The sequence below is a fragment of the uncultured Limosilactobacillus sp. genome (assembly GCF_934202705.1).
In the GTDB taxonomy this organism is placed as follows: domain Bacteria; phylum Bacillota; class Bacilli; order Lactobacillales; family Lactobacillaceae; genus Limosilactobacillus.
In genome coordinates, this window is sequence record NZ_CAKPYE010000001.1 from 234,675 (window position 1) to 261,596 (window position 26,922).

34 protein-coding genes are annotated in these 26,922 nt (G+C 40.2%); all 34 read right to left on the reverse strand.

The genetic code is table 11. The annotated features are described in order from the left end of the window. Nucleotides 1-685 precede the first annotated feature (685 nt). The 34 genes from Q0C76_RS01140 to Q0C76_RS01305 all read right to left on the reverse strand — a co-directional run bounded on the left by Q0C76_RS01140 (nt 686) and on the right by Q0C76_RS01305 (nt 26,895). Nucleotides 686-973, reverse strand: a complete 288-nt coding sequence (locus Q0C76_RS01140) for a HigA family addiction module antitoxin (protein WP_295728583.1) — start codon at nt 971-973, stop codon at nt 686-688. Nucleotides 974-989: 16 nt separating this feature from the next. After that, nucleotides 990-1,274, reverse strand: a complete 285-nt coding sequence (locus Q0C76_RS01145) for a type II toxin-antitoxin system RelE/ParE family toxin (protein ID WP_295728586.1) — start codon at nt 1,272-1,274, stop codon at nt 990-992. A gap of 108 nt (nt 1,275-1,382) precedes the next feature. After that, the gene (locus tag Q0C76_RS01150; protein WP_295728588.1) at nt 1,383-2,633 is read right to left on the reverse strand and encodes a GH25 family lysozyme; all 1,251 of its coding nucleotides are present in this window, start codon (nt 2,631-2,633) and stop codon (nt 1,383-1,385) included. Beyond that, entirely contained in the window at nt 2,614-2,859 is a 246-nt protein-coding gene (locus Q0C76_RS01155) for a hypothetical protein (RefSeq protein WP_295728590.1), read from the reverse strand. Before Q0C76_RS01155 ends, Q0C76_RS01150 begins: the two co-directional genes overlap by 20 nt. A gap of 44 nt (nt 2,860-2,903) precedes the next feature. Continuing rightward, nucleotides 2,904-3,203: a hypothetical protein gene (locus Q0C76_RS01160; protein ID WP_295728592.1), complete on the reverse strand. Its 300-nt coding sequence runs from the start codon at nt 3,201-3,203 to the stop codon at nt 2,904-2,906. A 448-nt stretch (nt 3,204-3,651) separates the two neighbouring features. After that, nucleotides 3,652-4,314 (reverse strand): hypothetical protein, encoded by a 663-nt coding sequence (locus Q0C76_RS01165; protein WP_295728594.1) that lies wholly within the window; start codon nt 4,312-4,314, stop codon nt 3,652-3,654. A gap of 261 nt (nt 4,315-4,575) precedes the next feature. Then, nucleotides 4,576-4,719: a hypothetical protein gene (locus tag Q0C76_RS01170; protein ID WP_295728597.1), complete on the reverse strand. Its 144-nt coding sequence runs from the start codon at nt 4,717-4,719 to the stop codon at nt 4,576-4,578. A gap of 2 nt (nt 4,720-4,721) precedes the next feature. After that, nucleotides 4,722-5,120, reverse strand: a complete 399-nt coding sequence (locus Q0C76_RS01175) for a hypothetical protein (protein ID WP_295728599.1) — start codon at nt 5,118-5,120, stop codon at nt 4,722-4,724. An 18-nt stretch (nt 5,121-5,138) separates the two neighbouring features. Next, nucleotides 5,139-5,579 carry a hypothetical protein gene (locus Q0C76_RS01180; RefSeq protein ID WP_295728602.1) on the reverse strand — a complete coding sequence of 147 codons (441 nt, stop codon included), beginning with the start codon at nt 5,577-5,579 and terminating at the stop codon, nt 5,139-5,141. Between the two features lie 47 nt (nt 5,580-5,626). Beyond that, entirely contained in the window at nt 5,627-5,986 is a 360-nt protein-coding gene (locus Q0C76_RS01185) for a hypothetical protein (protein ID WP_295728605.1), read from the reverse strand. A gap of 170 nt (nt 5,987-6,156) precedes the next feature. Beyond that, nucleotides 6,157-6,507, reverse strand: coding sequence for a hypothetical protein (locus Q0C76_RS01190; RefSeq protein WP_295728607.1), 351 nt, complete (start codon nt 6,505-6,507; stop codon nt 6,157-6,159). A gap of 96 nt (nt 6,508-6,603) precedes the next feature. After that, a complete protein-coding gene (locus tag Q0C76_RS01195; RefSeq protein ID WP_295728609.1) occupies nt 6,604-7,953 on the reverse strand; it encodes a hypothetical protein in 1,350 nt (449 codons plus the stop codon). A 14-nt stretch (nt 7,954-7,967) separates the two neighbouring features. After that, a complete protein-coding gene (locus Q0C76_RS01200; protein ID WP_295728612.1) occupies nt 7,968-8,399 on the reverse strand; it encodes a hypothetical protein in 432 nt (143 codons plus the stop codon). A gap of 15 nt (nt 8,400-8,414) precedes the next feature. Beyond that, the gene (locus Q0C76_RS01205) at nt 8,415-9,305 is read right to left on the reverse strand and encodes a hypothetical protein (RefSeq protein WP_295728615.1); all 891 of its coding nucleotides are present in this window, start codon (nt 9,303-9,305) and stop codon (nt 8,415-8,417) included. Further along, a complete protein-coding gene (locus Q0C76_RS01210) occupies nt 9,283-10,872 on the reverse strand; it encodes a phage tail protein (RefSeq protein WP_295728618.1) in 1,590 nt (529 codons plus the stop codon). The genes Q0C76_RS01205 and Q0C76_RS01210 overlap by 23 nt, the downstream gene beginning before the upstream one ends. Nucleotides 10,873-10,883: 11 nt before the next feature. Continuing rightward, a complete protein-coding gene (locus Q0C76_RS01215; protein WP_295728621.1) occupies nt 10,884-11,699 on the reverse strand; it encodes a phage tail domain-containing protein in 816 nt (271 codons plus the stop codon). Continuing rightward, entirely contained in the window at nt 11,699-16,078 is a 4,380-nt protein-coding gene (locus Q0C76_RS01220) for a tape measure protein (RefSeq protein ID WP_295728623.1), read from the reverse strand. The genes Q0C76_RS01215 and Q0C76_RS01220 overlap by 1 nt, the downstream gene beginning before the upstream one ends. A 21-nt stretch (nt 16,079-16,099) precedes the next feature. Then, on the reverse strand, nt 16,100-16,711 hold the full coding sequence (locus tag Q0C76_RS01225; protein ID WP_295728625.1) for a Gp15 family bacteriophage protein: 612 nt from the start codon (nt 16,709-16,711) through the stop codon (nt 16,100-16,102). A 2-nt stretch (nt 16,712-16,713) separates the two neighbouring features. Further along, entirely contained in the window at nt 16,714-17,175 is a 462-nt protein-coding gene (locus Q0C76_RS01230) for a hypothetical protein (RefSeq protein WP_295728628.1), read from the reverse strand. Between the two features lie 50 nt (nt 17,176-17,225). Continuing rightward, a complete protein-coding gene (locus Q0C76_RS01235) occupies nt 17,226-17,750 on the reverse strand; it encodes a phage tail tube protein (RefSeq protein WP_295728630.1) in 525 nt (174 codons plus the stop codon). 5 nt (nt 17,751-17,755) lie between these two features. Beyond that, entirely contained in the window at nt 17,756-18,160 is a 405-nt protein-coding gene (locus Q0C76_RS01240; RefSeq protein WP_295728632.1) for a hypothetical protein, read from the reverse strand. After that, nucleotides 18,160-18,519, reverse strand: coding sequence for a minor capsid protein (locus Q0C76_RS01245; RefSeq protein ID WP_295728634.1), 360 nt, complete (start codon nt 18,517-18,519; stop codon nt 18,160-18,162). Before Q0C76_RS01245 ends, Q0C76_RS01240 begins: the two co-directional genes overlap by 1 nt. After that, nucleotides 18,519-18,866 (reverse strand): putative minor capsid protein, encoded by a 348-nt coding sequence (locus tag Q0C76_RS01250; RefSeq protein WP_295728637.1) that lies wholly within the window; start codon nt 18,864-18,866, stop codon nt 18,519-18,521. Before Q0C76_RS01250 ends, Q0C76_RS01245 begins: the two co-directional genes overlap by 1 nt. Next, nucleotides 18,835-19,263: a hypothetical protein gene (locus Q0C76_RS01255; RefSeq protein WP_295728639.1), complete on the reverse strand. Its 429-nt coding sequence runs from the start codon at nt 19,261-19,263 to the stop codon at nt 18,835-18,837. The genes Q0C76_RS01250 and Q0C76_RS01255 overlap by 32 nt, the downstream gene beginning before the upstream one ends. A 169-nt stretch (nt 19,264-19,432) precedes the next feature. Then, entirely contained in the window at nt 19,433-20,311 is an 879-nt protein-coding gene (locus Q0C76_RS01260) for a capsid protein (protein WP_295728640.1), read from the reverse strand. An 18-nt stretch (nt 20,312-20,329) separates the two neighbouring features. Then, nucleotides 20,330-20,902 (reverse strand): phage scaffolding protein, encoded by a 573-nt coding sequence (locus Q0C76_RS01265; protein WP_295728642.1) that lies wholly within the window; start codon nt 20,900-20,902, stop codon nt 20,330-20,332. A gap of 137 nt (nt 20,903-21,039) precedes the next feature. Beyond that, the gene (locus Q0C76_RS01270; protein WP_295728645.1) at nt 21,040-21,297 is read right to left on the reverse strand and encodes a hypothetical protein; all 258 of its coding nucleotides are present in this window, start codon (nt 21,295-21,297) and stop codon (nt 21,040-21,042) included. 1 nt (nt 21,298) lies between these two features. Further along, a complete protein-coding gene (locus Q0C76_RS01275) occupies nt 21,299-21,583 on the reverse strand; it encodes a hypothetical protein (protein ID WP_295728648.1) in 285 nt (94 codons plus the stop codon). Nucleotides 21,584-21,585: 2 nt separating this feature from the next. Beyond that, complete coding sequence (locus Q0C76_RS01280; protein WP_295728651.1) at nt 21,586-23,238, reverse strand: phage minor capsid protein; 1,653 nt, start codon at nt 23,236-23,238, stop codon at nt 21,586-21,588. Nucleotides 23,239-23,240: 2 nt separating this feature from the next. Continuing rightward, entirely contained in the window at nt 23,241-24,737 is a 1,497-nt protein-coding gene (locus Q0C76_RS01285; protein WP_295728654.1) for a phage portal protein, read from the reverse strand. 68 nt (nt 24,738-24,805) lie between these two features. Beyond that, nucleotides 24,806-26,110 (reverse strand): PBSX family phage terminase large subunit, encoded by a 1,305-nt coding sequence (locus Q0C76_RS01290; RefSeq protein ID WP_295728657.1) that lies wholly within the window; start codon nt 26,108-26,110, stop codon nt 24,806-24,808. After that, nucleotides 26,097-26,603, reverse strand: coding sequence for a terminase small subunit (locus Q0C76_RS01295; RefSeq protein ID WP_295728660.1), 507 nt, complete (start codon nt 26,601-26,603; stop codon nt 26,097-26,099). The genes Q0C76_RS01290 and Q0C76_RS01295 overlap by 14 nt, the downstream gene beginning before the upstream one ends. After that, entirely contained in the window at nt 26,600-26,773 is a 174-nt protein-coding gene (locus Q0C76_RS01300; RefSeq protein WP_295728663.1) for a hypothetical protein, read from the reverse strand. The genes Q0C76_RS01295 and Q0C76_RS01300 overlap by 4 nt, the downstream gene beginning before the upstream one ends. Then, nucleotides 26,773-26,895: a hypothetical protein gene (locus tag Q0C76_RS01305; RefSeq protein WP_295728665.1), complete on the reverse strand. Its 123-nt coding sequence runs from the start codon at nt 26,893-26,895 to the stop codon at nt 26,773-26,775. Before Q0C76_RS01305 ends, Q0C76_RS01300 begins: the two co-directional genes overlap by 1 nt. Between the last annotated feature and the right edge of the window lie 27 nt (nt 26,896-26,922).

A 26,922-nucleotide genomic window follows, 5' to 3' on the forward strand; every position in this document is an offset into this window, starting at 1 on the left:
AGTGGTAGAAATAGTTAGTATTAATTTTTTCACAAGATTATTGATTCATTTGAACTTTTTAACAATTCATTCCCATATGTAATTTTAATTATCCATAGATTATTGAAATCATTGCTTTCTTCGTCAACCTACCACCTTATTAGAGTAAAAAACGGAAAAAGCGTCGACCGACGCCAGCACAAAAAAATAGCAATATTATTGCATCATCCGAAGAATCAACTCAATCGCCTTTTTAATTATCTTTTTTACGTGCTTGCTGGGCACTATCAAAACTATTAGCTGGAGTGCAAATAGGAGTCAGTTGGTTACTTACTCTGATCCGGCGGGGTACCTGTAAAGGTACTCCTTTTTTATTTTTATCATAATACCCCAAAAAAACATCGCCAAATGAAGTACATCTATCAGTACTGAATATCATAGAACCAAAATTATATAATAGACAAAAAAGCACCGTAACCCCCTACCTCTAAACAAGGGTCACGATGATTTTTTAGTTAAGATCTATTATTTATAAAAACCTATTAAAATGCCTCCGGTGGGGGTAAATTGCTTTTACTATGTTATATAACGTTTGTTTCTTCCTATTATACAGCGAATATCTGTATTAACTTTTATTGTCTTGTTTGAAGTTGATGTACAAATTGATGTACAAAAATAATTAACACCTTGCTTATAAGTAAAAGAATTAAACGAACAACTTAATCTTATCGTATTCAGACTTATTTTTCTGAATAGTGTTCCGCATATCAATGTCATTTTGTAAATTCAAAAAGTAACGATCTGAGACACCAAAAAGAATTCCTAATCGAACTGAAGTATCAACGGTAATCTTGCGGCGATCATGTAGAATATCTTGAATCCGTGAAGTTGGAACATTAATTAACTGTGCTAACTTGTATGCCGACAGATTTAATGGTTCCATAAATTCTTCATGGAGGATTTCACCAATTGTTGGCGTTGGAATATTGTTCATGATTCATTTCCCCTTTCTAATGGTAATCAACAATTTCAACATCATAGAATTCATTCTGACCATGTAGAGTAAAACAAATTCGATATTGAGCATTAATTTTAATACTATATTGTCCCTCACGATCACCAACTAATTGTTCTAAATGATTAGCTGGCGGTACTCGCAAATCATTAATGTTTTCTGCATTATCAATCATCATTAATTTTCTTAACGCAACCCTTTGAATAGTTTGAGGTAACTTTTTAGAAAACTTTTGGTGATATACTTTTTCCGTTTCTTTATCTGCAAAGTCTTTAATCATTCTTCCTTGTTTCCTTTTCTTTGTAAAATCATTGTACACGTTAAACGGGTATATAGCAATACAAAAAATAGTCCTAGCAGTCAATAAAGACCACTAGGACAAAATTGTTTATTTGAATGTACCGTAAGGTTCATGCGTCCAAGCATTCCGCACGGCAATGTAACCATAACCGTGTGAACGCGGTTGGCGAACATAGATGAACCCATCGTGCTTTGACCAAGCATCGTACTTGATTGTGGTACCTGGTCCAACATAGGCAATTGACGAAGAACTTGGTTTAGCTCCCCATCGTAAGTGCAACCATGTTGTAGACGTGAAGGTTCCACTTTCATGATGCCAAGTGTCGCCCATGTTATCAGTCCAGTTGGATTGGTTCGGTTGAGCAATTGGCTTCTGTACCTTATTCGATACTTGACTACCTGAGCCGTGATCAGCAACCCGTAATACTTGGTTCGGGTGGATAACGGTGTTAATGGTGGTACCATTCAACTTCGCTAGAGCGTTCATATCCATCCCGAACTTGTGGGCAATGCTCCACCAAGAATCGCCACGTTTAACGGTGTAGTTATGAGTATCTTGGTGCAATTGCTTACCAGTGTTAGTGGCTGGCGTATTGGTCTTTGGCTTTTGTGGATTACCTGCCTTGTAACCATTATCCGTAATTCCCGTTAAATCAACATCGCCATCTAATCCGCCTGCATTATATGTCGAGGTAAATTGGAAAATTCCAATGTTTTCAAATGACGGGAAAAAGTTGTAATTCGGGTGCTTGGTGACATTGTAGTCAGGATATTCAGCTAACGCCAATGGATATTTACTGGCAATCTTGTGTAGGTCAAGATGGTTGACCAAGAAGCTCTTGTAACCATACAACACTGCTGTATACCCTGAGTCCTGAACCCGTTTCAAAGCATACAATACTGAATCAGTGTCTGGGTTACCACTTTCTACGTCCAACATCACAATACTACCTTTGGGTGTTTGCACCTTTCGTAGATAATAATTGAGCATTTGGTCAGCTTGCCACCGACCGCTAAATTGAGCATAGATATATGTGTGGGCTCGCTTGCCTTGTGCAATAGTAGTCGCTACTTGCGTTGGATAAGTATATTGTTCAATGAATGAACCATTGTAATATCCCCCAACTTGACTAATGGAAAACTTATCATCATTCAAGCCCCATGCGCCATAATTACCTTGGTACTTCGACCAGTCGACCCCTTGGTCACCCTTAGCAGCATAAGCTGTAGGAATTGTCGTTGTGGTGATTCCCCCAACTGAAAAGGTTGTTGAAATTCCACAAAATAAAAATGCGGTTGCAATTACAACCGTCAGCCATCTATTTAGTTTGTGCTTCATTTGTCGTATCACCTACCTTTGCATTAGTTGGTGTCTCCACTTCGCCGTTGCCTTCAACAAAACCGCAAAGCCCTAGAATAGTTAGAACCGTGTTAATGATACCGACTAACTGGTCCCAGTGACCATAGGAAATCCCGCAAGCCATCATGACCTGTTGAACTAATACGATTAACAAGGTAATGAATGACGCAATCACAGTCTTATTTAGAGTTCCATCAGCGTTCAAAAACTTCTTTAAGAACGCCTACATTAATTTAGAATTGTTGTTGTTCACCGTTTTGAACCTCCTTTATCGAACACTTCATGTTCTAGTGACTTAATCTTTTGATTACGAACCTTAGCTTCGCCGACGTGTTCCTCAAACCGGTCTTCTAATCGTTCAATCCTTCTACTGTGTTCCTTGGTTAGATCATTAATGTTATGGATAACCTCTGTTAAACGGTCGATACTGTTTTTCAAGGGCATCAACACATATTTCATCACTAAGGCTAGTCCCGCACCAACTCCACCACCAATGGCAATCAATGACGCCCACTCATCAAGAAATAATCCAAAAAATTGATGGTGCATTTTCCTACCTCCTCTTAAAATTGTGTATAATAAAAGCGCCTGCTCGCATCCAAGCGATTAGGCGCTAAACTGTCTTCGCTAACTAGTCAAACCAGTTTTTGAAGAACCATTTAATTAATTTTTTAACGTGTTTATTAGGCACGATCAGCAAAACTATGCACAAATGGTGCATTGGAGTCACCTCCAAACACACACTTACATTGAAAGGAGCTACCTTTCAGTGTGCTTTTGTATTGTAACATGAATTTTCTATGTTATAATATATGTATCAGCAAGATTATGCCGGTGTGCAAAATAGTACTAAGGTAGCTCCTTAGGCTGAACCGGTTGGGGCGCTTAATAGGCGCTCTTTTTTATTTGGTGAATACCATTTGGTATCTGCCTTTTTTATGTTCAAAGTCAAGTTACATCAGTATTTAGCTACTGTTTTGGCTTGGCCTTTTTTGGTTTATTTATCATTATTTTTATCTCTAAGTGGGGAATTCATGAACTCTTGCCCGGCTTTTATCAAATCTCCCGCTTTCTCCACCAAATAATTACGAAGTTCCTCAGCATACTTCTTATTATTGTCCTTAACATAGTATAATTTGTCGTAAATAATACTTAAAGTTGGTGCTTTAGTAATATTAGGCAAAAACTTATTTACAAGTAGTTCATCAATTAGCCGATATATTTTTTGCTGATGATTCATAACCCAAAATGTATCATTTTGCTTTAATTCATCTACCATTTGATCTAATTCTGTAATTACTGTATAACCCCTTTGAATCTCCATTTGTTTTTGAGTTTTTATTGTTTCTTTTAATTTATCTATGTCCATTGTTTCGTCTGCTTTATTTACTTTCACTTCATCTTTTAACTCATTTATCTGACTTTCTAATTCTTTAATTTTTTTTGAGTTATCTGAAACAACTTCTTCTAACTTTGACAAATGGTGTTTTCCTTCAATTTTATCAAGAGTATCTTTCTTCATTTTTTCGATTTGCTTATTCGATAATCGCCACTGAAAAACCACAAATACAGCTAACAAAATAGAAACAATAGCAATAAATGTTTCCATGTTATGATTTATTTGTTCAATTAGTATTTCTAATGCTTGTTCTTTAGTCATAATATCTTCTCCTAATGTATTGAAAAATCATTAGAAATTATACTAATTATATAGTTTTATAACAATCCCATAACATTCATAACTAAAATTATTAAAACCAATATTAAGCCAACTAATGTGATATGCCAAAATTCCATAATTTCTACTCCTAAATCACCCGCCCATAATAAAAAGCCCGCTAACCAGCGAGCTTCTTTTTATGTATTGTTATCTTTCTTCGGCGAGGATGTTAACTTCTCCGGGGTTTTCCCCCTTTCTTAACTAAGCGGCAGGGACGTAGTCCTTACCAGTAATGTCCTTATAACCAGCTGGTGTAAGCACTGAATCTCCTAGTTTAATGTAGAAGTCAATATCAAACCCCGCCATTCCATACATTAATTTACAAAATGAATACATTGCACCCATGATTAATTACCTCCTTGAGTTGTAGCGTTTTCTTTAGCGATTAATGGAGCAACTAGCTGCCCCAGTGCTTGGGTTGCTTCGTTGCTCTTTTGTAACTGCGCTTCTAATGCTTGGTTCTTAGCAACTAGGTTCCCGACTTGCTGACCTAAGGCAAGCAATGCTGGGTCAGCTTGTGGCTGACTATTTGGCATTGGCATCATCGTTTGATGTGCCTTCACGTAAGCAGCGTCTTCTTCATCGGTTAGTTGTCGCCAACCATTGCCTTCACGCTTGACCGTTGATTTTTCAATCTTATCGGGACCAGTCGTGGTTTCGTTACTCTTGAGTACGTAGTTATCGGCTACGACGTCAGTGGTGGTTAAATAGCCATCACTGTCAAAACGATAAATCGTTTTTGCCATTGTGTTTCCCCTTTCTAATTACCACTTGTTATTGTGCTGAACATGGAAATTAATCCAGATATCTAAGTCTTTAGTGACGTTGCCGTTGAAGATCACCGTAATGGAGTTATTCTCTTCAATCTGGAAGCTAATGTCGCCCCAGTTGTACCATTGGCCGCTTCGGTAATCACCCACTACGCAGTAGTAAGGAAATTTAATTTTAAAGCGATCGGTGTTGGCTGGCACATGTAAATAACCTGATCCATAGATATCTGAATAATCCTGATGTTTAACCTGCCAAACTCGTAACGCGCTATTACCCGGATTAGTTACCCCGTTAGTTAATAGGTAGTTAGTGTTCGGCTGGTCAACCGTTGTTTCACCTCGCAAAGTGGTTGTTACTTCATAAAGTTCTTTAAACATTTGATTTACTGGGCCATCCCAGTTTGGTTGTTGATGCTTGATTTCTTGCCGTGCCATCGAAATTGCTCCCTTCTCTATTCAGCGAGCAGTTTCGAACCTGCCCGCTAATCAATGTGTAGATAGGTAGCGTGCATGTTATAAATTCCGGAGGTTGCCCATTCGGCATCCTTACTGTAATCGGTGCGTCCGATATACAGTTTATTTTTCCCGTTGTTATTCGGTTGGGTTCCCGTTAACCCATACATATTGGCCCCGTTGCCATTAATACCTAGAATATAAAAGTTAGTAAAATCAATTGATTCGGGTACCGAGAACCAGTCTAAGGTCATCCCTGTCTTGGGTGAACTCAAACTAGAAACAATATTCAAATCAACTAACTTCGCGCCAGGTAACTGCACGTAACGGTAACCAGACATATTACTGTTATCTTGAAACCCATTATAAAAAACAATGCCGCTACGCATAAATTCAGTCGGTCGGAGGCCGTCAATTACCCCCCCACCGAATTTAGCAATTCGATGGCTTGATTAACTTTTTTATCCCAGTTTGGTTCCTGGTGTGCCACTAAAGGTAATTGTTCCATTGTGGTTACTCCTTTCTTAAATACGAAACGGGCAACCGTAATGGTTACCCGTTAATTAGTGATATAGACGAAGCGTCCCCAAGTGCTACTATCGGCAGTTAATCCGTTGGTGTCACCACTGGTAACACTGACGGTGTTGCCGACTAAGTTCAGATAGTGGGCACCTTGAGCCACTTCCATTCCGCCATCGTGCATGGCGATGGTGTCCGGAATTTTTAAAACATCTTTTCCTTGCCAAGCATTAGCCGACACTCCGGTAAAGTCGACTGCCAACTCGACAATCTTAAACCCGCCACCGAGTTGCGTAATCCGATACCACGTAGCTTGTTTATTTTTCGCCCCGTTTAACCAGACTAACCCGGCAGTTTGTTTATCTGAAGGCTGGAGGTTTACCCCCCCCAATCAGAATTGAGCGCATCAAGAAACGCATTGAACTTCTTGTCCCAGTTGGGTTCTTGATGGGCCATCTTATATTGTTCGTAATTCATCGTAATCCTCCTATAATGTCACTGTTAAATCCTTGTACTCCGTAATGAAGTCCTTATCCACCGTAAAGCCGGTCGCTTTGGCGCCCTTCATGGCCACCGTCAAGGTGTAGATATTGAAACCAATGTAGACATTTGGTCCATCACATTCCACACTCGACGGCGTTTCCATGTTGACGTCCGGCATCCGGTAACGAATCGCCGCCGGCGAAATATACAGTTCAATTTGATTACCGTTGAAGATCGGTTGAATCTTAATTTCGTTGACTTCGGAACCACCAGCCATATCAACATCGATTTGGGCAACCCCTGCCCCGTACTTAGAAATGTACAAGTGCGTGTCCGGCATATAATCCGTAAAACCTGTGGCGTCCGTCACGGCATCAAACGTGACCGTCCCGAGATGGATTGGGTCCATATCCTGGACAATCCCAAAATCCCGTTCGGCAATATAGCCGGTGCCGAGTTCAATTGTCCGCTTATTATCAGCCGTTTCGTTGTCGCGTTTAACTCTAATTCGCCAGAAACCACCCCGCGCGTCATCACGGTTGTCCCAACCTTGCGTAATCGCTAAATCACCTGGAAGTGGCTGAACCGCATCTTTCATCTTTTGAACGGTTTCATATTGGAAAACACGATCATGAAATTGCGCATCTTTCAGTGTTTCTTGAATCTGCTTAGCAATCGTATTTAATGCCTGGTAGCGAACCATCAATCCATCTTTTGGATCATCAATGGTGGCAATAGCATCTTTAATTGCCTGTTTACACTTATCACGTAATTCTGATAATTCCTGAACAATTTTTGCAGTGATGTCATTAATGGACTGCTTTTTAGTATCACTAAGTGATTGTACCTCTTGTTCAAGTTCCTCTTCTTTTTGTTGCAGCTTTTGTACTGACTCAACCATGTCTTGCCAGTAGCCTTTGCTGTCTTCACCAATATGCATTAAGGCTACATCACCAATAACGTACATCTTAACGTTAACGGTGGAAATAACCTGTTGGTTGTCTCCTTCACCCTTAATAACCTTAAAATAAAATTGGTCCCAGTAGCCATCCTTCTTAAAGGTGTAGCGGTCAAAATACATCGTAAACCGACCTTGTTGAAGGTTGTCCTGCTTAGCTACCTTTTGCGGATAAGCGTAGTGCATATGAGTCTGCGCATTCGGGTCCGAACCACCATATGCAATTTTGCAACCACGCATATCAAACGGTAGACCGTCCCACAAAAAGCGCAATCTAATTGGTTCGTCTACATCCCCAACGTGACCCTTAAATTGACTCGTAATATCAACTTCTTCATTTTGCCAACGGAACAAGTCAAGATCAATGTAAGGGGTATTTAATGCATTGTTTGCCACTCTATCACTCCTTTCTAATCACTTGCGTTATCATCCCTAAATTTGTTAAGTAAGTCTAAATTTCGTTCAAGCTCCTTGAATAACGCATTGTAGTTCTTGGCATCATTAGTCAGCGGAACATCTAGTGCTTGAACAGATAGCCGATAAGGAATTGCTTTACCAGTTTCATCGTCATATTCCTGATAACTAGAATCATTCATCATCCGTTCTACATCAATTAAAAATGAACGAATAACTTTCATCTGATCTTGAATTTTAATTCGTCGCTCTCGTCCAAAATAGTTAGGGAGGGTTAAATCAATCTTTAATGACAACGAATTATATAATCCAATATCCCCATTCATCCATTCCATATAGCCATTAATTGCTTTTTCAAACTCTGCTAGGTTTCCCAACCACACTGACTTAAACGTATGAGGCTTACCATCCCACATTCGTATAGACATCTTTTGGTACCTCCTCTACCAGTTTGTGGCAGCTTCCCACTTGAACCAATTACTGTTATAGCCATTTCGGGCATAGTTTAACGGTCGCAGATTATCCAACTGTTCAACGACTTGTCGGGCAAACCTTGTGCCGTTATAACTAACTGCTTTTGTTGTCAGTAACCCTAAGTCACCAGTCTGCGCTGAACTATGGGACTGCGAGCGATCAATGCCTAGTGTAGTTAACGATTTCAGTTCATAAGAAAAGCCGTCCTCATAATCAGACGGCTTTTTGGTTGTATGTAAATCGCTAGTATCAATGTTAGCATCGCTCTGCGCCATCGTATAGGCTTGGTAAGCCATGTCACTTGCGTCGGAAATTTGGGAGTTCAGATTTTGTTGAACGCTACTAATTTCTTCCGTGTAGTAGTCTTTAGAAACATAATCATCGAACTTCTTAGTGTTAGCGTCTGCTGTTGATTGTGCCTTGTTAGCATTACTTAATGCACTTTCAGCAGTCGCCTTTACTTTATCAACCTCAACCTTGCTTGCTAAATTACTAGTGTTCGGTAATTCACTCTTTAAAGCAACGTCCGGCTTGTTAGTGATCTCGTTCCAGCTAACAGTTGTTGAAATGTTTAACTTAGCCAACCGTTGATCTAACTCAGCTTTCGTCACTAAGGTTGGTTTACCTTGAATCTGATCCCAGCTTAATGACATGACTGATTTGATTTTATCAACTAAAAGTGGCCAAAGCATATCAACATCTCGTGCACGGAATACACGACCTTTTATTGTGTTGGTCACATAGAAATGTTCACCATTGTCTGGAGAATATCCTAGTCCCACAATTCCGAGTTCTGAATCGGTTCCCCGATCTAAAATGATCATCCTTCTTACATCATCATTGTTTGAAGTATTCGTCAAGACGTTGAACCTCCTCTCCGGTCATTGTTGCAATCGTGTAGCTGATATTATTAGTATTCTCATTTGATTGTTTCAACGCTTCAATCTGTTTTCTAATATCATTAGCCTGATTCTGTCGAGAATCATACAGAGCGCTATCAAAGATTTTGTTACCGAAGGTAATTGAATCACCGTTCGATGGGTCAGCATTATCTAAGTATTTCGTATAACTTTGAATCCGCACATTTACATCAGTTCCCATTCGATCACGTAACCAACCGTTATCACCAACTTTAACTTCGTTAGTCATATCCCCAACATTTTCTTTGAAACTAATCCAATCGACCGTATATTGTACATCTGGATAATCGTGAAGCTGAGTCTTCATAGCTTCCTTCAATGTGTTTTCGTCAGTGATTGTATCGCTACTAAAGTCATCTGCCCAAATCTTACCAATACCTGGTTTATCAGCCCAAGGACTTAGATAATCCACTTCGCAAGTATATTGTTCCGGTTGATCAGCAGTATTACCGTTGTCATCATCAGAAGTACCTCCACTAGCATGAGCTGACAACGCTGGTACTCGGACACCAAACGATGGCGGCCAATTATCAATAGGACGGTACACTGTCCCATCATTATCATTATCAGCACCGATTCGATAACCATTACCAACAGCAATTGAAACATGCCACGAACCACCATGCGGCCCCCAAAAGAGTAAATCGCCGGGTTGATATGGCGGACCAACAGTTTGTCCCATACTTTCTAAAGCTACCGTGTTCGGGCGTGAATTGGGCCACGGAATTCCATATTGCTGTAACAACCAATCGATCATTCCAGAACAGTCCCAGCCACTCGGAGTAGTACCGCCCCAATGATAAGGCGCTTTACCAACATACGGTTTCAACAGAGCCTCAATATCTCCACCACTACTGCTACTATTATTATCCTGTTCAATCGGCTTACCGGTTCCATGAATAGCAGTTCTAAAATCAGAGTAATCTTCATTCCATGCAATATGGGAAGTATTCACACGATCTACAAATAGAAACGCATCATCTTTACCAATCCTTTTAGCAACATGAAGTGTGTAGTTATCAAACCACCATTCGCAGCCAAATGCTTCTGCTATGGAAGACAAGACATCATCCGCATGACTACCGCCAATTGTGTCATCCCCAAAATCATGATTGTCAAATTGACTATCAACTTGATAATGAAAAGGCGTGTCCTTGGTAATGAAATCAAGACACGCCTGAATTGACTGGGAACCAGTCATTGTATCTTTAAGATAATAGTCATTTAAATCATGGCCCACTTGGGTTGCAGTAATTGCATATTGGCGAAAACGACTATTAGGTGTTGGGTTTGAAGTCGTTAGGCGAAACATCTGTCCATTCTCTAATGTAAATAAAGTGCGTGGACCTAATAAGTTTTCCGCAACCTGATTATTACCAAGAGCATTAAAGTTAAAAGCTACGGTAGAAAAACTATTCAGAGTTTCAGTTAATGCTACTCCATAGGCGGTAATCACTGTTTCGTCGTTATTGTAATTTTTCATTGCAATTTTATAGAAATCAGTCATCTTATCGCCTCCTAGAAGTAAAATCGAGTGTCAAACTTTATTTCAAAATCATTGGCCCCATCAATATGCAATTTATTCTCACCGGTTACAAAGTCAAGGTACCCATGGTCGCTATCTTTGTAAGATGGCGTCCCATTAAAACTAGGAATTAATCCATTGATCACAACCGTATCATTAGGACTAACTCCCCTACTAATTTTCATAGATTTTGACGTCGTTTGGTTAGTGATTGTAAATCCACTCGGTGCATTTCCTTTAAATGTAATCTTCACCGGTCGCTCGTCAGCATTCAATGGAATAATACCTAAGTTCCAAAAACTAAAGTCATTAGTCGTGTAGGTGTACTTCAATTCTTCATCAGGAATACCTTCACCAAACCCCCATTGTCCCTTATTAAAGTCGATGGGATCTTGGGTAGTAGCAACCGTTTCAGCATAGCCGCTTGGCACATCAAGGTTAATTGCCACATCCGTTGCTCGCCAGAAATTACCGTTTTGTGTAGGCGTTACAGCCTCGGCACGACATTTCCAACGTAAATATGGAATTATATTATTCCAAACATAGAAATCTTCATCACTCTGAAAAATTCGCCGCAATTGATAAATCTGCAAATTATAGTCTGCTAGATCACGTGCTGTTACATCAAGCGTCAACTGAATTGTCAATTGCTGCTCTTGAACATCCGTTAGTAGCGCACCATATTTACCAATTTGTTGATACGACAAATTGTAGTTGTTCATGGGAATATCAAACTTCTTAACATGGAATCCTAACTTATCCAGATCATAGGTAGTTCCATTGAGACGTTTAACAATAATTGTTGACACTAGAAACCACCTCCTACTGGTAATGCACGTCCAACAGGGATTGCTCCACCGTTTCCATGGATAATCCGCTCTTGTGCCATATTCGATTTGATATGTGGGTACAGAACACGGCCAACCGTTGTCCCGTCCATTTCCATTGTCACGTTTAAGTTAGTTTCCCCACTAGTTGTATTAACTATTGATGAGTTACTGCTAATTTTGTTTTGAGTTGGATTGGCAAATGCCGGCATTAAACCGTTTATCCCATTTTTAGCGGAATTGATGATCCGTTGTAAATTGCCTGCTAAACCATTTGGATTAATATTAGATCGTGCTTCAATCGCTTCAGCAATATGTTGCTCGGCAGTTGCTCGCCGCGGATTAATGGCTAATTCTGGTTCTCCTGGTACTTCACCGAAAATATTTGGCTTATCAGTCCAGCCACCATTGGCGAAACGACGGCCACCAGTAGGGCCCCATCCACCAGTGTGCAAATCAGACCGCCACGTTGAGTCATTAAACATCGCAAGTAACTGGTCGTACGGGCTCCAGATATTGGTGTGCCCAGGCATTGCATAGCTTCTGAACGTGGGATCAATAAATTGTAGGATCCCTTTAGATGGAGTCCCTGCTTTAGCATTACTATCCCAGTTATTAATAGCGTGGGCTTGGCCGCGCGACTCGTGCATGATAACATTCATGATCTTTTGAATATCACCAGCAGAAACGTCGACTTTCATCTTATGCGCAGCTCGTCGAATCAACGAAGCACTAACTGGACCGTTTCCACCAACTTCATCCAGCTTTTCTTCTTGCTTTTTAAGTAAGTCTTTAAACCATTGTTCAGCGTAATGTGGGATTTTGTTACGAGCACCATCTTCAGCAATATCATGCCAAATTACTTTTGCATTATCCGTACCCTTGGTATAGATCTTAACCAAAGTTCCCAACGGATCTTTCATAGCGTCTTCAATTGCGTCTAGTTTATCGTCGATCATGTCCTCAAGGTTACCGATCTTAGAACTAGCATAATTGAGTGCTTTACCAAACCAATCACCAAACCCGCCTTCATACCGTGGAATTCCCAGCAATTTAGCAGTTTGTTTGGCAGGCATGACCGCATCACCCGGTTGCAGATGAGTAATAACATTTCGTCCTTCTGGAACTTCAATTTGCCCAGTATTACGGAAAATGGCTTCTCTGTAAAGTGGTCCTTCCTGATCATTTACCATTGCCAACATGTTTTCACCTTGCCGACCAGCCGTACCACCAGCAAGTTTCTTCATGTGTGGAATTTTAACTTTGGCGCCAAAGAAACCAGCGACTTTTTCAAGGCCGTCTGCACCTGTGTTCCAGAAACCACCAATGGCATTAATACCATCAGTAACAACACCTTTAATGGTGTTCCAGACACCCTTGACCTTATCAGCAATAGCATCCCAAATACCATCCCAAATTTTCTTAATACCATTCATTGCATCGTCAATGGCATCTTTCATATCGTCAAATTTATCTCTAATGAATTTCCAAATACCACCAAGTGTCTTGCTAATAGTACGCTCAATACCATCCCAAACTTTAGAGGTAAGCCGTGACACAGTATTCCATACCCGACTAATAGTTTTGGCAATTGAATTAAAAATCCTAGAAATTGGCTTAGCCATTCTTTGAACTGCCTTGGTTACAAGGCGGGTAAGTGTATTCCACACTTTAGAAGTTGTTCGACTAATGGTTTTCCAAGCAGATTGAATTAACTTACCAGTTACCTTCAAAGACCTTTGAATTGGCTTCTTAATTGCATCGAAAGCTTTCGTTACAATCTTAGTTAAGCCTTTCCACGCTTTAGAGGTTAGCTTAGTAATTGACTTCCACGAACGGCTAATTAATTTGGATACGGTTTTAAGGACATTACCAATTGGCTTTGAAATTTTCTGCCAAGTCTTAATGATGGCTGCCGTTAACAATACCCATGGAGCTAGGACGACTACACCAATTCCTTTAGCAATATTGGCTAATGTTCTTTTAAGTGAATTAAACACATTCACAATTGGTTTAGTAATTTTGGACCAAACTTTGCTAATTGGTTTCGTAATTCTACCAAATCCTTCACTAAGGGAACTACCAATATCACTCACTTTTGTAGAAATCGTCTTTTTTAGATTAGACAGTGCTTTTGTAGCCTGTGACTTCCATTTGTTGAAGTTCTTACCAACAGCACCACCGCCTTTAGCACCGAATATACCACCAACAGTAGAACCAATTAAACTACCAACTCCTGCTCCAACCGCAGTTCCGGCACCCGGCACGATAGAACCAATTGCCCCACCAATCCAAGCACCTGCGGCACCGCCGGCAGCAGTACCACCACCAGCACCTACAGCTCGTCCAATTTTTTCGTTACGGTTCCGCTTATTGATACCGATTAATTCTGTACCCGCAGCAACTAGCGATCCAACGACCGGGATTCGAGAAGCAGTTCGGCGGATAATGCCACTTTCTGCTGCGCGAACGGCTGTGTTGGCTCCAACTCTTGTTGCAGCACCTTCACCGGCCTCGGCTACTGCTTGCCGACCAGCCGAAATGCCAAATAGATGATCAAATCCACGTCCAGCTAGGCGACCAGTCTTAGTAGCTTTAGACGCTTCTAAACCACCGGCGCTAATTTCTTCTGCGCTAGTGGCTAATGACTCACCACGAGCACCAGCACCAATTCCTTTCATCACTCCACCAATACCACGAAGCCCAGCAATCGTCTTTAAAATACCGTAAAAAGCAATCAGGGCATCAACCGTATCGTAAATTTTCTTCGCAATAAAGATTGCAAGAAAGATTTCCGTAAAGGCTTTTATTACCCCTTTATGCGCCAAGATGGCCTTCAAAATGCTATCGAAGTCTTCGAGTGCACCGTGCGCACCTTTACTTTTGTCACTAGTTAAGCCAAATGCTGACGCTATACCATGGAGGATTCCAGCAAAAGTGTCCCACACGGTTTGCCCGATAATACCAATAATTTGGCCTAAATTGCCTAGCACATCAACAATCGTATCTTTATGCTTGCCGATATAATCTAAAACAGCCATAACACCTTCTAGGATTTTACCGAGGGCTTGACTTAAAAGACCAGCATATTTTTCAATCATCTTGTCAGATAAAATGTCACGCAAATCTTCTGAGAGCTTTTTGCTACCCTTGAAGCCTTGTTGAGTGACTTCTCCCCAGAGCACTTGCCAACGTGACTTAATATACATTGACATACCAGTAAAGGAGGTCATTGCTTCTTCAGTTGAATTTTTGTACTTCTTTCCGAGATAATCAAGTGCTTCTTCAAACTCTTTTGCAGTTAACTTACCCTTAGATGACATTTCATAAAGCTGCGACATAGATTTACCAGTCGCCTTTTGTAAAGCTTCACCAAACATTGGGAACCGGTTAATCATGACTGACATATCTTCAGCATTAGCTTTACCACCAGCAACAATTTTAGCGAATTGCTCACCAGATTCTGCTAATTCTTCGTTACTCATGTGTAGAGTGGAACCTAACCGAACAAAGTCATTCGTCCAGTCCTTAGTTTCTTTGACACTAGAGTGAACGTGGTAGAAAGATTGCGCCATTTTGTCAATGGTGTCTGAAGCATAGATGGAATGTTGTGAAATATCATTAATATAACTAATGAGTTCTTTACCATCTTTAGGTGCTTCGGTTGTTAAGGCTTCCCAAACCGTTTTCATACGGTCTTGTTGAATGTTATATTCCATTCCGGCCTTAGCAGCACCAATTAACCCATTTTTGACAGCGTTAATTCCATTTACTGCAAGTCCACCAACAAAAGTCCCGGCAATAATATCGTGCAACCGGCTAAATGATCCGCCTGTAGTTTTAGCTTCTTCTCGAACCTGTCTTAATGGAATCGAAGCTTTATCGTTGAGCTTAACTTGAGTTGTAATCTTAGCAGGAATTTTGCGCAGCAGTTCTTCATAATTAACCGCTTCACCTTTCCTAACTTGAGCAACTAACTCGGTTAAATAACGTTTAGGAATGTGACGGAGTAACTTACTGAAGTTAGTAATACCTTGTTCACGCGCTTCAGCAATTAATTTAGTTTTAACGTCTTTAGGGATTTTAACGTAAAGGGAACCAATTCGTTTAACTTTTTCGGTAGCTTCATCGGTATCCGCACCGATCTTAGTTTTAATCGGTTTTTTTAATTCTTCGTCCATCTTTTGATGGGCGTTTTCTGCGTCTTTGACGGCTTTATTGGTATTTTCCTTAATATTCTTTTCGGCCTGATCTCCTGCGCCCTCACCGATGTTTTTTAACAAATCATCGACTTCTTTAGCATTAGACTTAGCCTGATCGCTATTAAGGACAACGTCAATATTAACCGTACCGTCTGCCACGTCAATTCCCCCTTTCCGTTATTACTGTGCCCAATTTTTGAGAATTTCACCGAAATTGGCAAATTGTTCTTCTTTAGCAGCCTGTGACTTATTCACATCCAGCTCATAGAATTGTTGAGCTTGGATAACCTTTGAAAGTTGTTCACCTTCCAGGTCTTTTGTGTCTTTCGTTCGAATCTCAATAATTCGCTGAAAGTATGTCTGTGGGCCTAAGCCTTGAAACAACGCTTTGAACTCATCCCAGTGAAGTTTCCCCTGTTCTTGAATCAAATTCATGCCGTATTGATCATAGAAACTAGCAAAAATTGCTTCAGCATCCTGTTGAAATGAATACAACTGACGTGGATCACGAGCAACAGGTTGGTTGCTACTGTTATCTTCATCATCATTTCCATAAGGTTTCATTGAAATATACTTAGAAATTTGCTCGAATGCGTTCACTGCAAAATCAGCGTTCTTAACTGGTTGGTTAAAAAACATTTCAAATGCAGTAGCAACTTTTTCAGCATCTTCTAAGCGTTCATCGTCAAGCATTTCATAAAAACGCAGGACGGTATCAAATGCCAAATCAATGTGATAAATCTTTCCAGCGTATTCAAATTCATTTCCCAGTGATTCACTCAGCGAAAGCATTGTTACTCACGCTTCTTGCTATTTTTGGTGTAATGATCACGAACTGCTTTCTTTTTACGGTCGAAATTAGCCTCTTGATCTCCGTTAATCTTATCGTTTAACTTGATCAGTTCTTCAGCTACACGACTAAGCATGTATGTTGACTCACCATAATATTTATAAAGTCGCTTTCCTTCGCCTTTACCAAGAATCGTGTCTAATGATTCTTCAAGGCTAACCAGTGCTTTATCCAATGACTCATGCAGAAACTTTTGTCGTTCAGTGACATTCATCTTGTCGACAAATTCATCCTTGCGCTTTTCAAGTTGGTCTAACAAACTAACTTCCGCAATTTGTAAATCAGCAATCTTCTGGTACATTGCATCGTTAAATACAAGGTGATACTTCTTTTCTCCAGCAACTACTTCCCGATCTAACTTTACGTTTCCGAATTCTTTATCAAGATTTAAATTGATCACAGTCATTTACATTTCCTCCAATCGTCTCACGTTACTCGTCTCTGTTTTTGAATTAATTAGTTAGCTGAGGCTGGTACGAACTTAGGCTTGCCGTTAAATACGCAAACAACACTGAAAGTCTGCTTAGCCCCTGGTTGACCACCAGCAGGTACGATGTTAGTTAAAGTAACAACGCCATAAACTTGGGAACCATCAGCAAAAGTAACTCGTAACAGAGTTTTAAGCTTATCTCCGATTTCAAGCATCTTAGATGCAATGTAATCTTGTGCGGCATCACCGTAAACACGGTGACCGGCAATGGTGAATTGGTAACGCTTAGACGTAACGTCTGATGTACCAAAACCTTCACCGTCATAATATTCATCATTAGCAGTTGTATCGTTTTCGGCAGGCGTTAAGTTGTTAATACCTGCTGCTAAACGTGCCCACTTTGCAGAATCGGCTTTGGTAATATCAGTTTCATCATCAACAGCAATTTCAATTTTGTTTTGCCAGTTTAGTAAAAACTTACCAATTTTCGTTGGTGCTTCTTGTGGAGTTAAGCCACCGGCACCAGTTGTGATTGTGTTATCGTCAGCCATTTAAATCATCCTTCTTTCGTAAAAGTATCGACTGTAACTTTGAAATCAAATACATATGTTACTTCGCCAGTCGTATCCGCCATGATTGGGTGCGGAAACGAAGCAACACCTAATTCACTGTAAACAAAAGAGCCGTCATGACTGACGACTCGAAAGTCATTATCACATAAGTAATCAGCAATCATCGCCAGGGCTTGGTTAATCACAAGTTCCTCATCACCACGCATAATTACTTCCATCGCATACTGCTCAGTTTTATTACCAGCGTAATCACGATCAATCACCGTTGAACCCGGTAATACCTGTAACCGTAAATCAGGATTATGTTTACCATCAAGATAACCTAATCGGCAAGTAACTGGTAACTTCAACGTATTAATTGCGTCCTTCATTCGTTCTTTTAAGTCCATTACTTACCCTCCAGTAGTTTATCTTTAACCTTATTTGCCCATTCATCACCATATAATGACTTCGCCTTTAAATCCCAACGTTTAGTTGCGTTTGGATGTTCAGAGACGGTGTAATTCCTAATGGGATACTTACCACCAGCCATTCCATAAAATTGGGCTTTAGCATAAGGAATGTTGTACACGATATTGCCTTTACCATCCAGATGTGCTGAACCCGCTAGATTACCTTGCTTAAAGGGCACAAACTGGTCCATATCTGACATTGCCTGATTGGCAAGCGTATATCGTGCGCGTTGCAATGATTGACCACTTAAAATATCGCTAAGCTGCGAACCAGTAACGGTTACGTGAACGCTCATTACAACACCTCCAATTCATATGAGTAAACGTCATTACTATAAGGTTCTCGATTATCCACGATGTTTGTAATCGTATAATCGTTACCCTCAAACGTTAAATGATAACCTACCCAATTTTTATCAATTTTCGGCATTGGTGTCGTGACACCCGCAAACAAAAATACAACTGCATTGGCCGTAATAGTACGGCTATTACTTGTACCAGAATAGATTGTTTGCGGTTGTACTAAAACATGATCAAAGGTAACGTCCTCAGTTTGAACATGACCATAATCATCTTCTTTCCCATTAGCTACCTTGATCTTAATGGATTGATTACACATCTTTTTCGGAATGCGTGGCAACATACCAATCACTCCCTCTTCCTCGATACAGCAAGCCATAGTGAGCTAGTAACTGATAAGCTTCTTTGCATACACCGTTAACCATACTGTCTTGTGATACATGGTTTGTCGGTTGTAAAGACAGCCGACCGACAGAAATCGAATTGAAGTCATCGCCATTTTCATACGATGAGTTAATACCTGTGGCATTTATAAAATCAATCTGCTCACAAATAGCGGTTTTATATGCGTCCACCTTTTTCTTATCAGGATCATCGCTAATACTATGATCTTGGTAAAAGTAATCCGTAGCACTATCGACCGCTCGTTGTGCCTGACGCTCAATAGTGTCAAAGCCTTCTACCTTAACTGCTGCATATCCCAAATCGTTATATTCAGCAAACGTTAAGTGTATTTCCATCACTACTCACCACCATTAATTGTCTTTAATAAATCAGCTTTGCTCATGGCTGAAGTATAGGTTATCCCATGCTTATCCATGTATGCCTTAATCTGATCAACGGTTTGGCTATCAGTTGGCTTTACTGATCCATTTGGGTCAAACTCCCCGCTTGGTTTAACCTGCGGGGTTACGCTTTTGGGGATGCGGGTGAAGCAGCAACATAGATTGACTTCTCAGCATTATCAAATACTAGAATGTCGTAATATGAAAGCCCCTTAATTGTTGTCCGGTAACCAGAACGGTCTGTGGAAGCATCAAGCACGTCTACAGTGTCGTACTTAACGATAGGAGCAACTGCGTAGAGAGGAACTGCCATAAAGTTCACGTTATCAGTAATAGTCAAGCCTTGTAACCGTGCCTTAGGTACAGTTAGAATTGGCACACCACCATCAAGTTGACCAACACGCCGATCAATACCGTTAATTTGTTGAGTATTGGTAGAGAAGTTTTTAGTTACCCCATCCGCATTCTTCAATGCACGATAGAAATTAGACGAAGCAAAGATAACATAACCACCCGGAATTTCGTTATCAGTCATGTATTGTTCCAAATCATCATAGGCGTCCAGAGCATTCTTGCTATCGATGTTATCAGTGACCATCTTTCCACCATTCTTAGCCGTGTCATACAACTTTTGTGCAGCAAACTTGTCACGATGTGGAACCGTAATTAAGCGTTGATGTTCACGAACAACGTTAGCAACTTGGTAGGCACCATTTTCGTCCATGTCAAGTTGATCAAGGTCGTAACCGATCCAATCTTCTTGTTTCAGTTCAAATGATTCCTTTTCAACGTTTACATTGTGACGAGTGTTATCACCATTACGATGATAAGTTTCTGCCTCAACAAATCCAGACATCTTGTTTACACGTACAGTGTGAACACCAGTGAAGTCCGCAGCAGTAATTGATTTTGCCCCACCAGTTAATGGTTGCCAAATCTTAGAATCCGCAGCGAATTCTTCATCAATCGTATTTAAATCCTTTTGATCTAATGCAACTGTCATTATTTATTCCTTCTTTCTTTATTCATGAGACTGTGCAAAGCGTTGAGCGATATGAGAAGCAATGTTATCTGTCCCAGTATTAGTGTTGTCATTATTGCTGAAATTACCACCAATGTTGATACGGCTCTTTGATTCTGCTGTATCAAACAGGTAACCATCAGACTTCTTAACAGCATCAATCTGATCAGTTAATCCATCTAGCGTCCCATCTTTCTTCACGCTAACTTTATCGGTGTCGATTAAAGAAATAACAGCTTTAACATTCTTAGCCTTAGCATCACGCAAAGCACCTTCAATTTTGAAACTCTTTTCCTTTGCGGCGAGCTCATTTTGGTACTTCGTTGCATTGGCTTTGTTATCGTCTTGCAACTGTTTAATTTGAGCTTCTAGTTCTTCGTTCTTACCCGCATTCTTCCGTAAATCGTCAAGTTGCCCGTCACGATCAGAAACTTGTTGTTGCAAGCTATCACGTTCGCTAGTCAAACTATCGAGTTGTTCTTTCAACGGGTTAACTTCCTTACCATAAGCAGTCATTACCGATGCAATTTGATCATCGTTCAAGCCCATTTCTTTTAAATCTTCACGCTTCATTGCGATCTCTCCTTTACGTTGGTTGTTGACGGAGTTACGAACTCCGAGAATTGATTGCATAACAAAAGAGCAGTTTTACGACATACTCAGGTCGAATCATTTCTACTAAAAAAGCACCAGCTACTTGCTAGTGCATATCATTTACTATCAGCATAATCCCAAGCAGCTTCAAGACGTAAACCATCCCTACTTAATTCAGAATTATCCGGTGTCAACGCCTCCATGAGTTCGTCACCGCAGGCATCGAAGTAAATATCGTATTCATCCATATCGGCTAGTGGAATTTGATATTCCCCATGAATCAGTTTGGCTTTTTTGCTTAGTAATTTATAAAAGTTTGGAAACTTTTCTTTTATAAATAAGTAGTCTGACTTCTTAAAATTTAGTGGCCTCATGTTAGTTCTCTATTTCTCCAATCGGTTTACCTTCTCGGTCTGCGTAGTCCCAAGCTGCTTCTAATCGTAAACCATCCTTATTCAGATCACCTTCATCGTTAAGAGCAGCGCCTAATTCTAAACATAGATTATCAAGAAGATAATCATATGCTTCCTGATCTTTTGTATTAATCCACATTTCATCACCGTGTCGAGAAGCATTTGGAACTAGCAAACTATAATATTGGGGAAATTTATGAGAAATAAAATCATAATCCTTAATTTTAAACTTCAAAGGTCTACTCATTTTTATTTCTCCTTTCTTGGTACTAGCGTTACTATATTCCCTTTAGTATTTACAATGACACGTGCTTGATTAGTAATATACGTTTCGGTGTTACGCTGCTTACTACTAAGATGCCGTTGCGATTGTAACGCTTGTTTTAGTTGTTCAATTGAGACACCAATTCGTAGCTTGCCATGTTGATCCTTACGAACCCCAAAGATACGATCAAACGTGTGATCGGAATACGACTTAATTACTTGACCAGTTGAAGTTGTCATACCAATAACTTCTTTATCTAATCGCTTCTTAGTCCGAATGTAATCGGTGTACTTAACAACGGGTTCCACTGTATGTTGCTTCCGAGCTTGGACATAAGCATGCATCGCTTGTCCGGTACTCTTATTATACAGCAAACGTTGATATTCTTGAGGTGTTTTTGGAAAGCCATGTGAACCATACGTCTTTTTCAATCTAACCAGTTCTTTGGCGCGATGCTGATTAATGTAGTTAGTTTGTTCCTCGTGTGGGCCAAGTGCTTTTTCTCGCGAATAATCACGAGTTAAAATTACTTTCTTATGCTCATGATTAGTGTGTTTGATAAACTCACGTAAGTTCTTCTGCCTTGCATGTAACAAGGTTTTTGTTTTATTGATCATATCAACATCGCCAATCTCTTCAGCAGCTTTCAAGCGATGTTTAGCATCACAAATTGCTCGTTCTCTTGCTCGTTGCTTTTGAACTAATTTACCATTGGCAATTGCTTCTTCTGGATCATATTGATGTTGATGATTAACACTTACTCCCGGAACATACGGAAACAATCGATGGCGGCAATTAACCCCCTGAGTACCTGCTGGTTCGCCATAGCCATGATTATAAATGCTATCGTACTTATCATTGTATGCAGGGTCTTCTGGTGGAACAAGGTTAACAACATGACCTTGGATATAAGCACATGCCGGCCGACTATTAGGGTGACTACTCATTAATGCTAGTGACATCCCAAACTCTTTCATTCGCTTTAAGCGCACTGAATTATATGTCTGGTTAACAGTAGTCCTTATCACGGATCTTGTATATCCTTCCAAGCTCCAATTGTGTCCCGCTTTATCAACTAGTTTAGTGGGCAAGCCACGATCCACCGCTCGATATACTGCTGATTCTACAGCGTCCTGATGAGTAAGTAATCCTGACACGGTTGCCGCAGTTGATTCACTGAGTATTCGTCTGTAAACCTTCGTTACTGATGAAGCACCATAATTACGAGTTACTAACGCTTCGTTTACATTGTTCTGTAAATCAGTCCACGTTTGATCAACAATCCCGTTAAGCAGCATTGAAATGTCCGAACTCACTGGAGTTGGTGCATCAGATACACCCTGAATCTCATCATCGACTTCGTTCTGTACTTGTAAGCCATTGAATTTAACCATGTCTTCAACCGCTGCTTTTGATAATCCATCTGCATTAGCCATCAGCTGCATTGTCTGACGGTTTAGCTTTCCAATCTTCTGCAATTGTTTAGCTTGCCATAGAACAACATCGGCTTGATCAATATGCTTGTAGTCACCTTCTTGAAGAGTATCAATAATCACTTTAAAAATTTGGTCTTGCAACGCTGAATAGGTATCCATAATTTGCTGACTATTTTTTTCAAAGCGCTCCCGTGCTCCCATAATTAATCAGCTCCTACTTCATCGTCTCCAGTTGGATCTTCTATTTCTTCAGGACTATTAAAGCTACTCTCAGGTTGTTCACTCTGGACTTCATTCATCCATTGCTCGGCTTCCTGTTCGCTCAAACCAAAGTTACGAATTAAGTATTCTTTCTTCGGCATTACACCAGCAGATACTAAAGCTAACTCATCGCTCCGTTGCTTATCTTTATCAATAAATACGCCATCATCAAAGTGAACTGATAATTTCAAATCATCCTCAGCATTAAAACGACAACGAGCTTGATGATCAGTAAAAAACTCCGGTGTACTTGCCACTTCTAATATTGCGGTAACCAAGTGATTAAGGAATAACTCAACTTGTGTCAAATAACTAGAACGGGTTTGATAGGTCGTTGAGTTCTCACTAACCACTTCAGTCGCTGTCTTAACACCTTGACCATCAAAAGAGAATGTTCCAGCACTAAAACCGGTCTGTTCTTCAAATTCACGCAGGAAGTAGTCAATTGATGCCTTATATTGATCAGCACGAATATCACTAGTTAGGTCGGTAATTTTCATATCATCGGTGCCATAGAACTGTTCATAAACATCCATATCTGGGTCAAACATCCGTGGATGAGTTTCGGCAGTGTCATTATTACCAAATGATGTACCAGGACGTAACATTTCAGCAGGTACAGCAATTCTCCGTTTTCCCATTCTGATTTCATGGACAAACGCATCATGAGTATGATTAATGGCATCAATGATGTTCTTTGAATTATCGACAATTCCCATCCCTAACGGACTATCAAGATCTTGGTTGTTTGCTCCTGGTGTTTTGAAGTACGCAAACAATGGTTTCTTGATAATGCCATTGAACTCAACCTGTTCCTGCAGGTTTGGGTACAGGGTTGCTAATGGTACTTGTTCCCCAACCACGTTGCGTTCGGTTGAACGATACAATTCATTCGTAATGATGTATTTATTAGGTCCATCCCATTGATGAAACTCTAGCAACGTATAATAGACAGTCTGCTTATTCTCAATTCGGGTTGAACGCGATGCAAACACACACTCACTAATATTGTCGGTGTTGGTGTGTAATGGGTAGAACTGGTCAGCATTTGCCCATGCGATCCGAATATTGTTCTGATCATCAACATAAGGACGTGCCGCTAAACCGCCAAGTGCTACCGCTGTTTCAAGGTGTTGTTCAAATTGCAGGTTGAAATGATTATCATCAATAACCTGTTTCATAAATTTATCTAGTTCATTATCATCAACTGACACTTCACATTGTTCGTTAAAGATAATTGATGCTAACCGTTTCGATGCTAACTTGGTAACATTCAATGTATTCATCGACCGTTGACGTCGTTCTCCATAACTGTTCCGGAACCAGATATTCGGTAGATCATCACGGTAGTACGCCTTAGCCATTTGAATCCGTTCATATTCGTCTGGATCAATCGCTACACGATCATCATCTGTGATTTTATTAAGACTTTTCACCATACCCAGCTTGGCACCTCCTTTCCTAAAAATATTACGTAGTGTTGAGAAGAAACTCATGTCTTCACCTCCTACCACTTCAAACCTAAGAAGCGTTCATTGTCACGGACAAAATATTGAAACATATCACAAGTGTGGTCATCTTCCTTGATAACTTTGGGATCATCACTCTGTAACGTGTTCTCGTCCCATTGATACTTACGATGTTCAGCAATAAAGATGTCGTTCTCTGAACGCTTCAGGTAATAAAAACGACCCTGTGCTAGTAAATCTTGCACACGGTCAATCATGTCTACTTTTTTCAATTTGTTTACTTTATGCCAATGGATACCAAAATCATTGTAGAACTGGTTATCTAAGGCCCCTTCAGCAGAGTCAATTGTCATGTTTGTAGGCTGTTTCCCTAACCAATCGGATACTTTATCAACGAACTGTTTCAAATCCTTAGATAACTCGCTAGGCGGTTTCTTATGCGCCTTACCTTGTGGACTGTAGTAATAGGTATTTAGCAAAATCACATTGCCCTTTTTGGTCACTCCATAAGCACCACACGTTGTGGCAGATACTTCATGCCCAGTATCAACAGAATAGAAAACGTTGGTAATAACATCACCATCTGGTAATTGCTCCAGTGGTTTGAAGTTATCCATGTTGTAGATGTTAGTACCTAAGCCGACGACTTCGCCAAGGTATAGCCAGCGATAGTAATCAGGGTCGTTCTTCTTGTAGCGGTTGATTAATGCTAACTGCTGATCAGTAGTAAAACCCCATTTATCATCAAGGTAAGTTGAAGTATCAACAAAGCAATCATCATCCTGTTCCTGTTGCTCAATCCACTCATTGATCCAGTCATAGGGATTTTTAGGTGGGTTATAACTATAAAAAACAGTAACGTGATCAATAAATGAAGGCTTCTGTCGAATAAATGTAGGGTTAGCCTGATCAAAAATATCTTGGCTTTTAAAGTTAGCTGCTTCTTCATACCAAACCGCAATCACGTTATCAACAATATTGGACTTTAACTTCATGGGGTCATCGCCACCATAGAAATAAAACGTTGAACCCGTTCGTTTATGAACAATTCGTAATGGTGATTTGTAGTAGTTGTATTCGTCATTCAGATTCAGCATTGTTAACGCCCACATGATCTGGTTATAAACCGAGTCATGTAAGTAACTAGCGTTTTCACGTACTGCAATCGCATTAACTCGTTTATTAAGCTGCGTCCAATGTTTCATCATCGTAACTAACTTCATGCTGATTACTGACGACTTGAAACTACCACGTCCGCCTTTAGCGATAATGTACGGCTTATTAGTTCGCCACAACGGGTAGAAATGAGGATTAATCATTCGACTTAACTTAATGGTCGTCATCACTCATCCCTCCAATATCGTCAACCAATGTGGTACTTTCGTTGCTATCATTATCACCAGTAAGTTCATTACGTTTCCATTCGGCAGTATCAGCCTCTGCCTGTAGTTTCTTTAATTGTGCTGCTACCAACGGATCATTCAGTGGATACCGCTTCATCAATTCCTTAGCAGCCGTTAGTCGGTCTTTGAAACTTGGCTTTTTCTCAACGGTGACAACATCATCGCCTGTCGGTAAGGCAACTTCTTCAGTCTCTTCTTCACGTAACACCCGAGTATAAAACTGAAGCACCTCTTTAGCGTCTGCAATCTTATGCGATTCGATTTCAGCCATTTTAGCGTCAACATAGGATTTTATTCCCACATTTTCCAACATTTTGGAAGAACTGGACTTAGCGTACTTATCTGAATATCCAGCTTTAATGGCAGATTGCATAGCATTACCACTTTTGATATATTCATCCGCAAATAATCTTTGCTTTGCAGTTAGCTTCATGTCATCTCACCACACCTCCGTTTTTTATGTAAACTAATAGCCGACACGTTCTTGGAATATGCCGACTGCTTATCTTTCTTATGTAATTTTTCGTATGTATGTTCCGCCTTAATCAACGCTTGGTGTTCTTGCCAGCTATTGACTAAGCCGTATTGTTTCGTGCTACGCATTAATTCAACCCCACAACAAAAGCCCGCAACCACCAGTCGTGATCACGAGCTTCAATTTGATTTCGTTTTCTATAAATGTAATCAGCCCACCATAGGGCAATGAGTTTACTCCGTGTGTCCATCGTGAGCCTCCTACTATATATCTACTA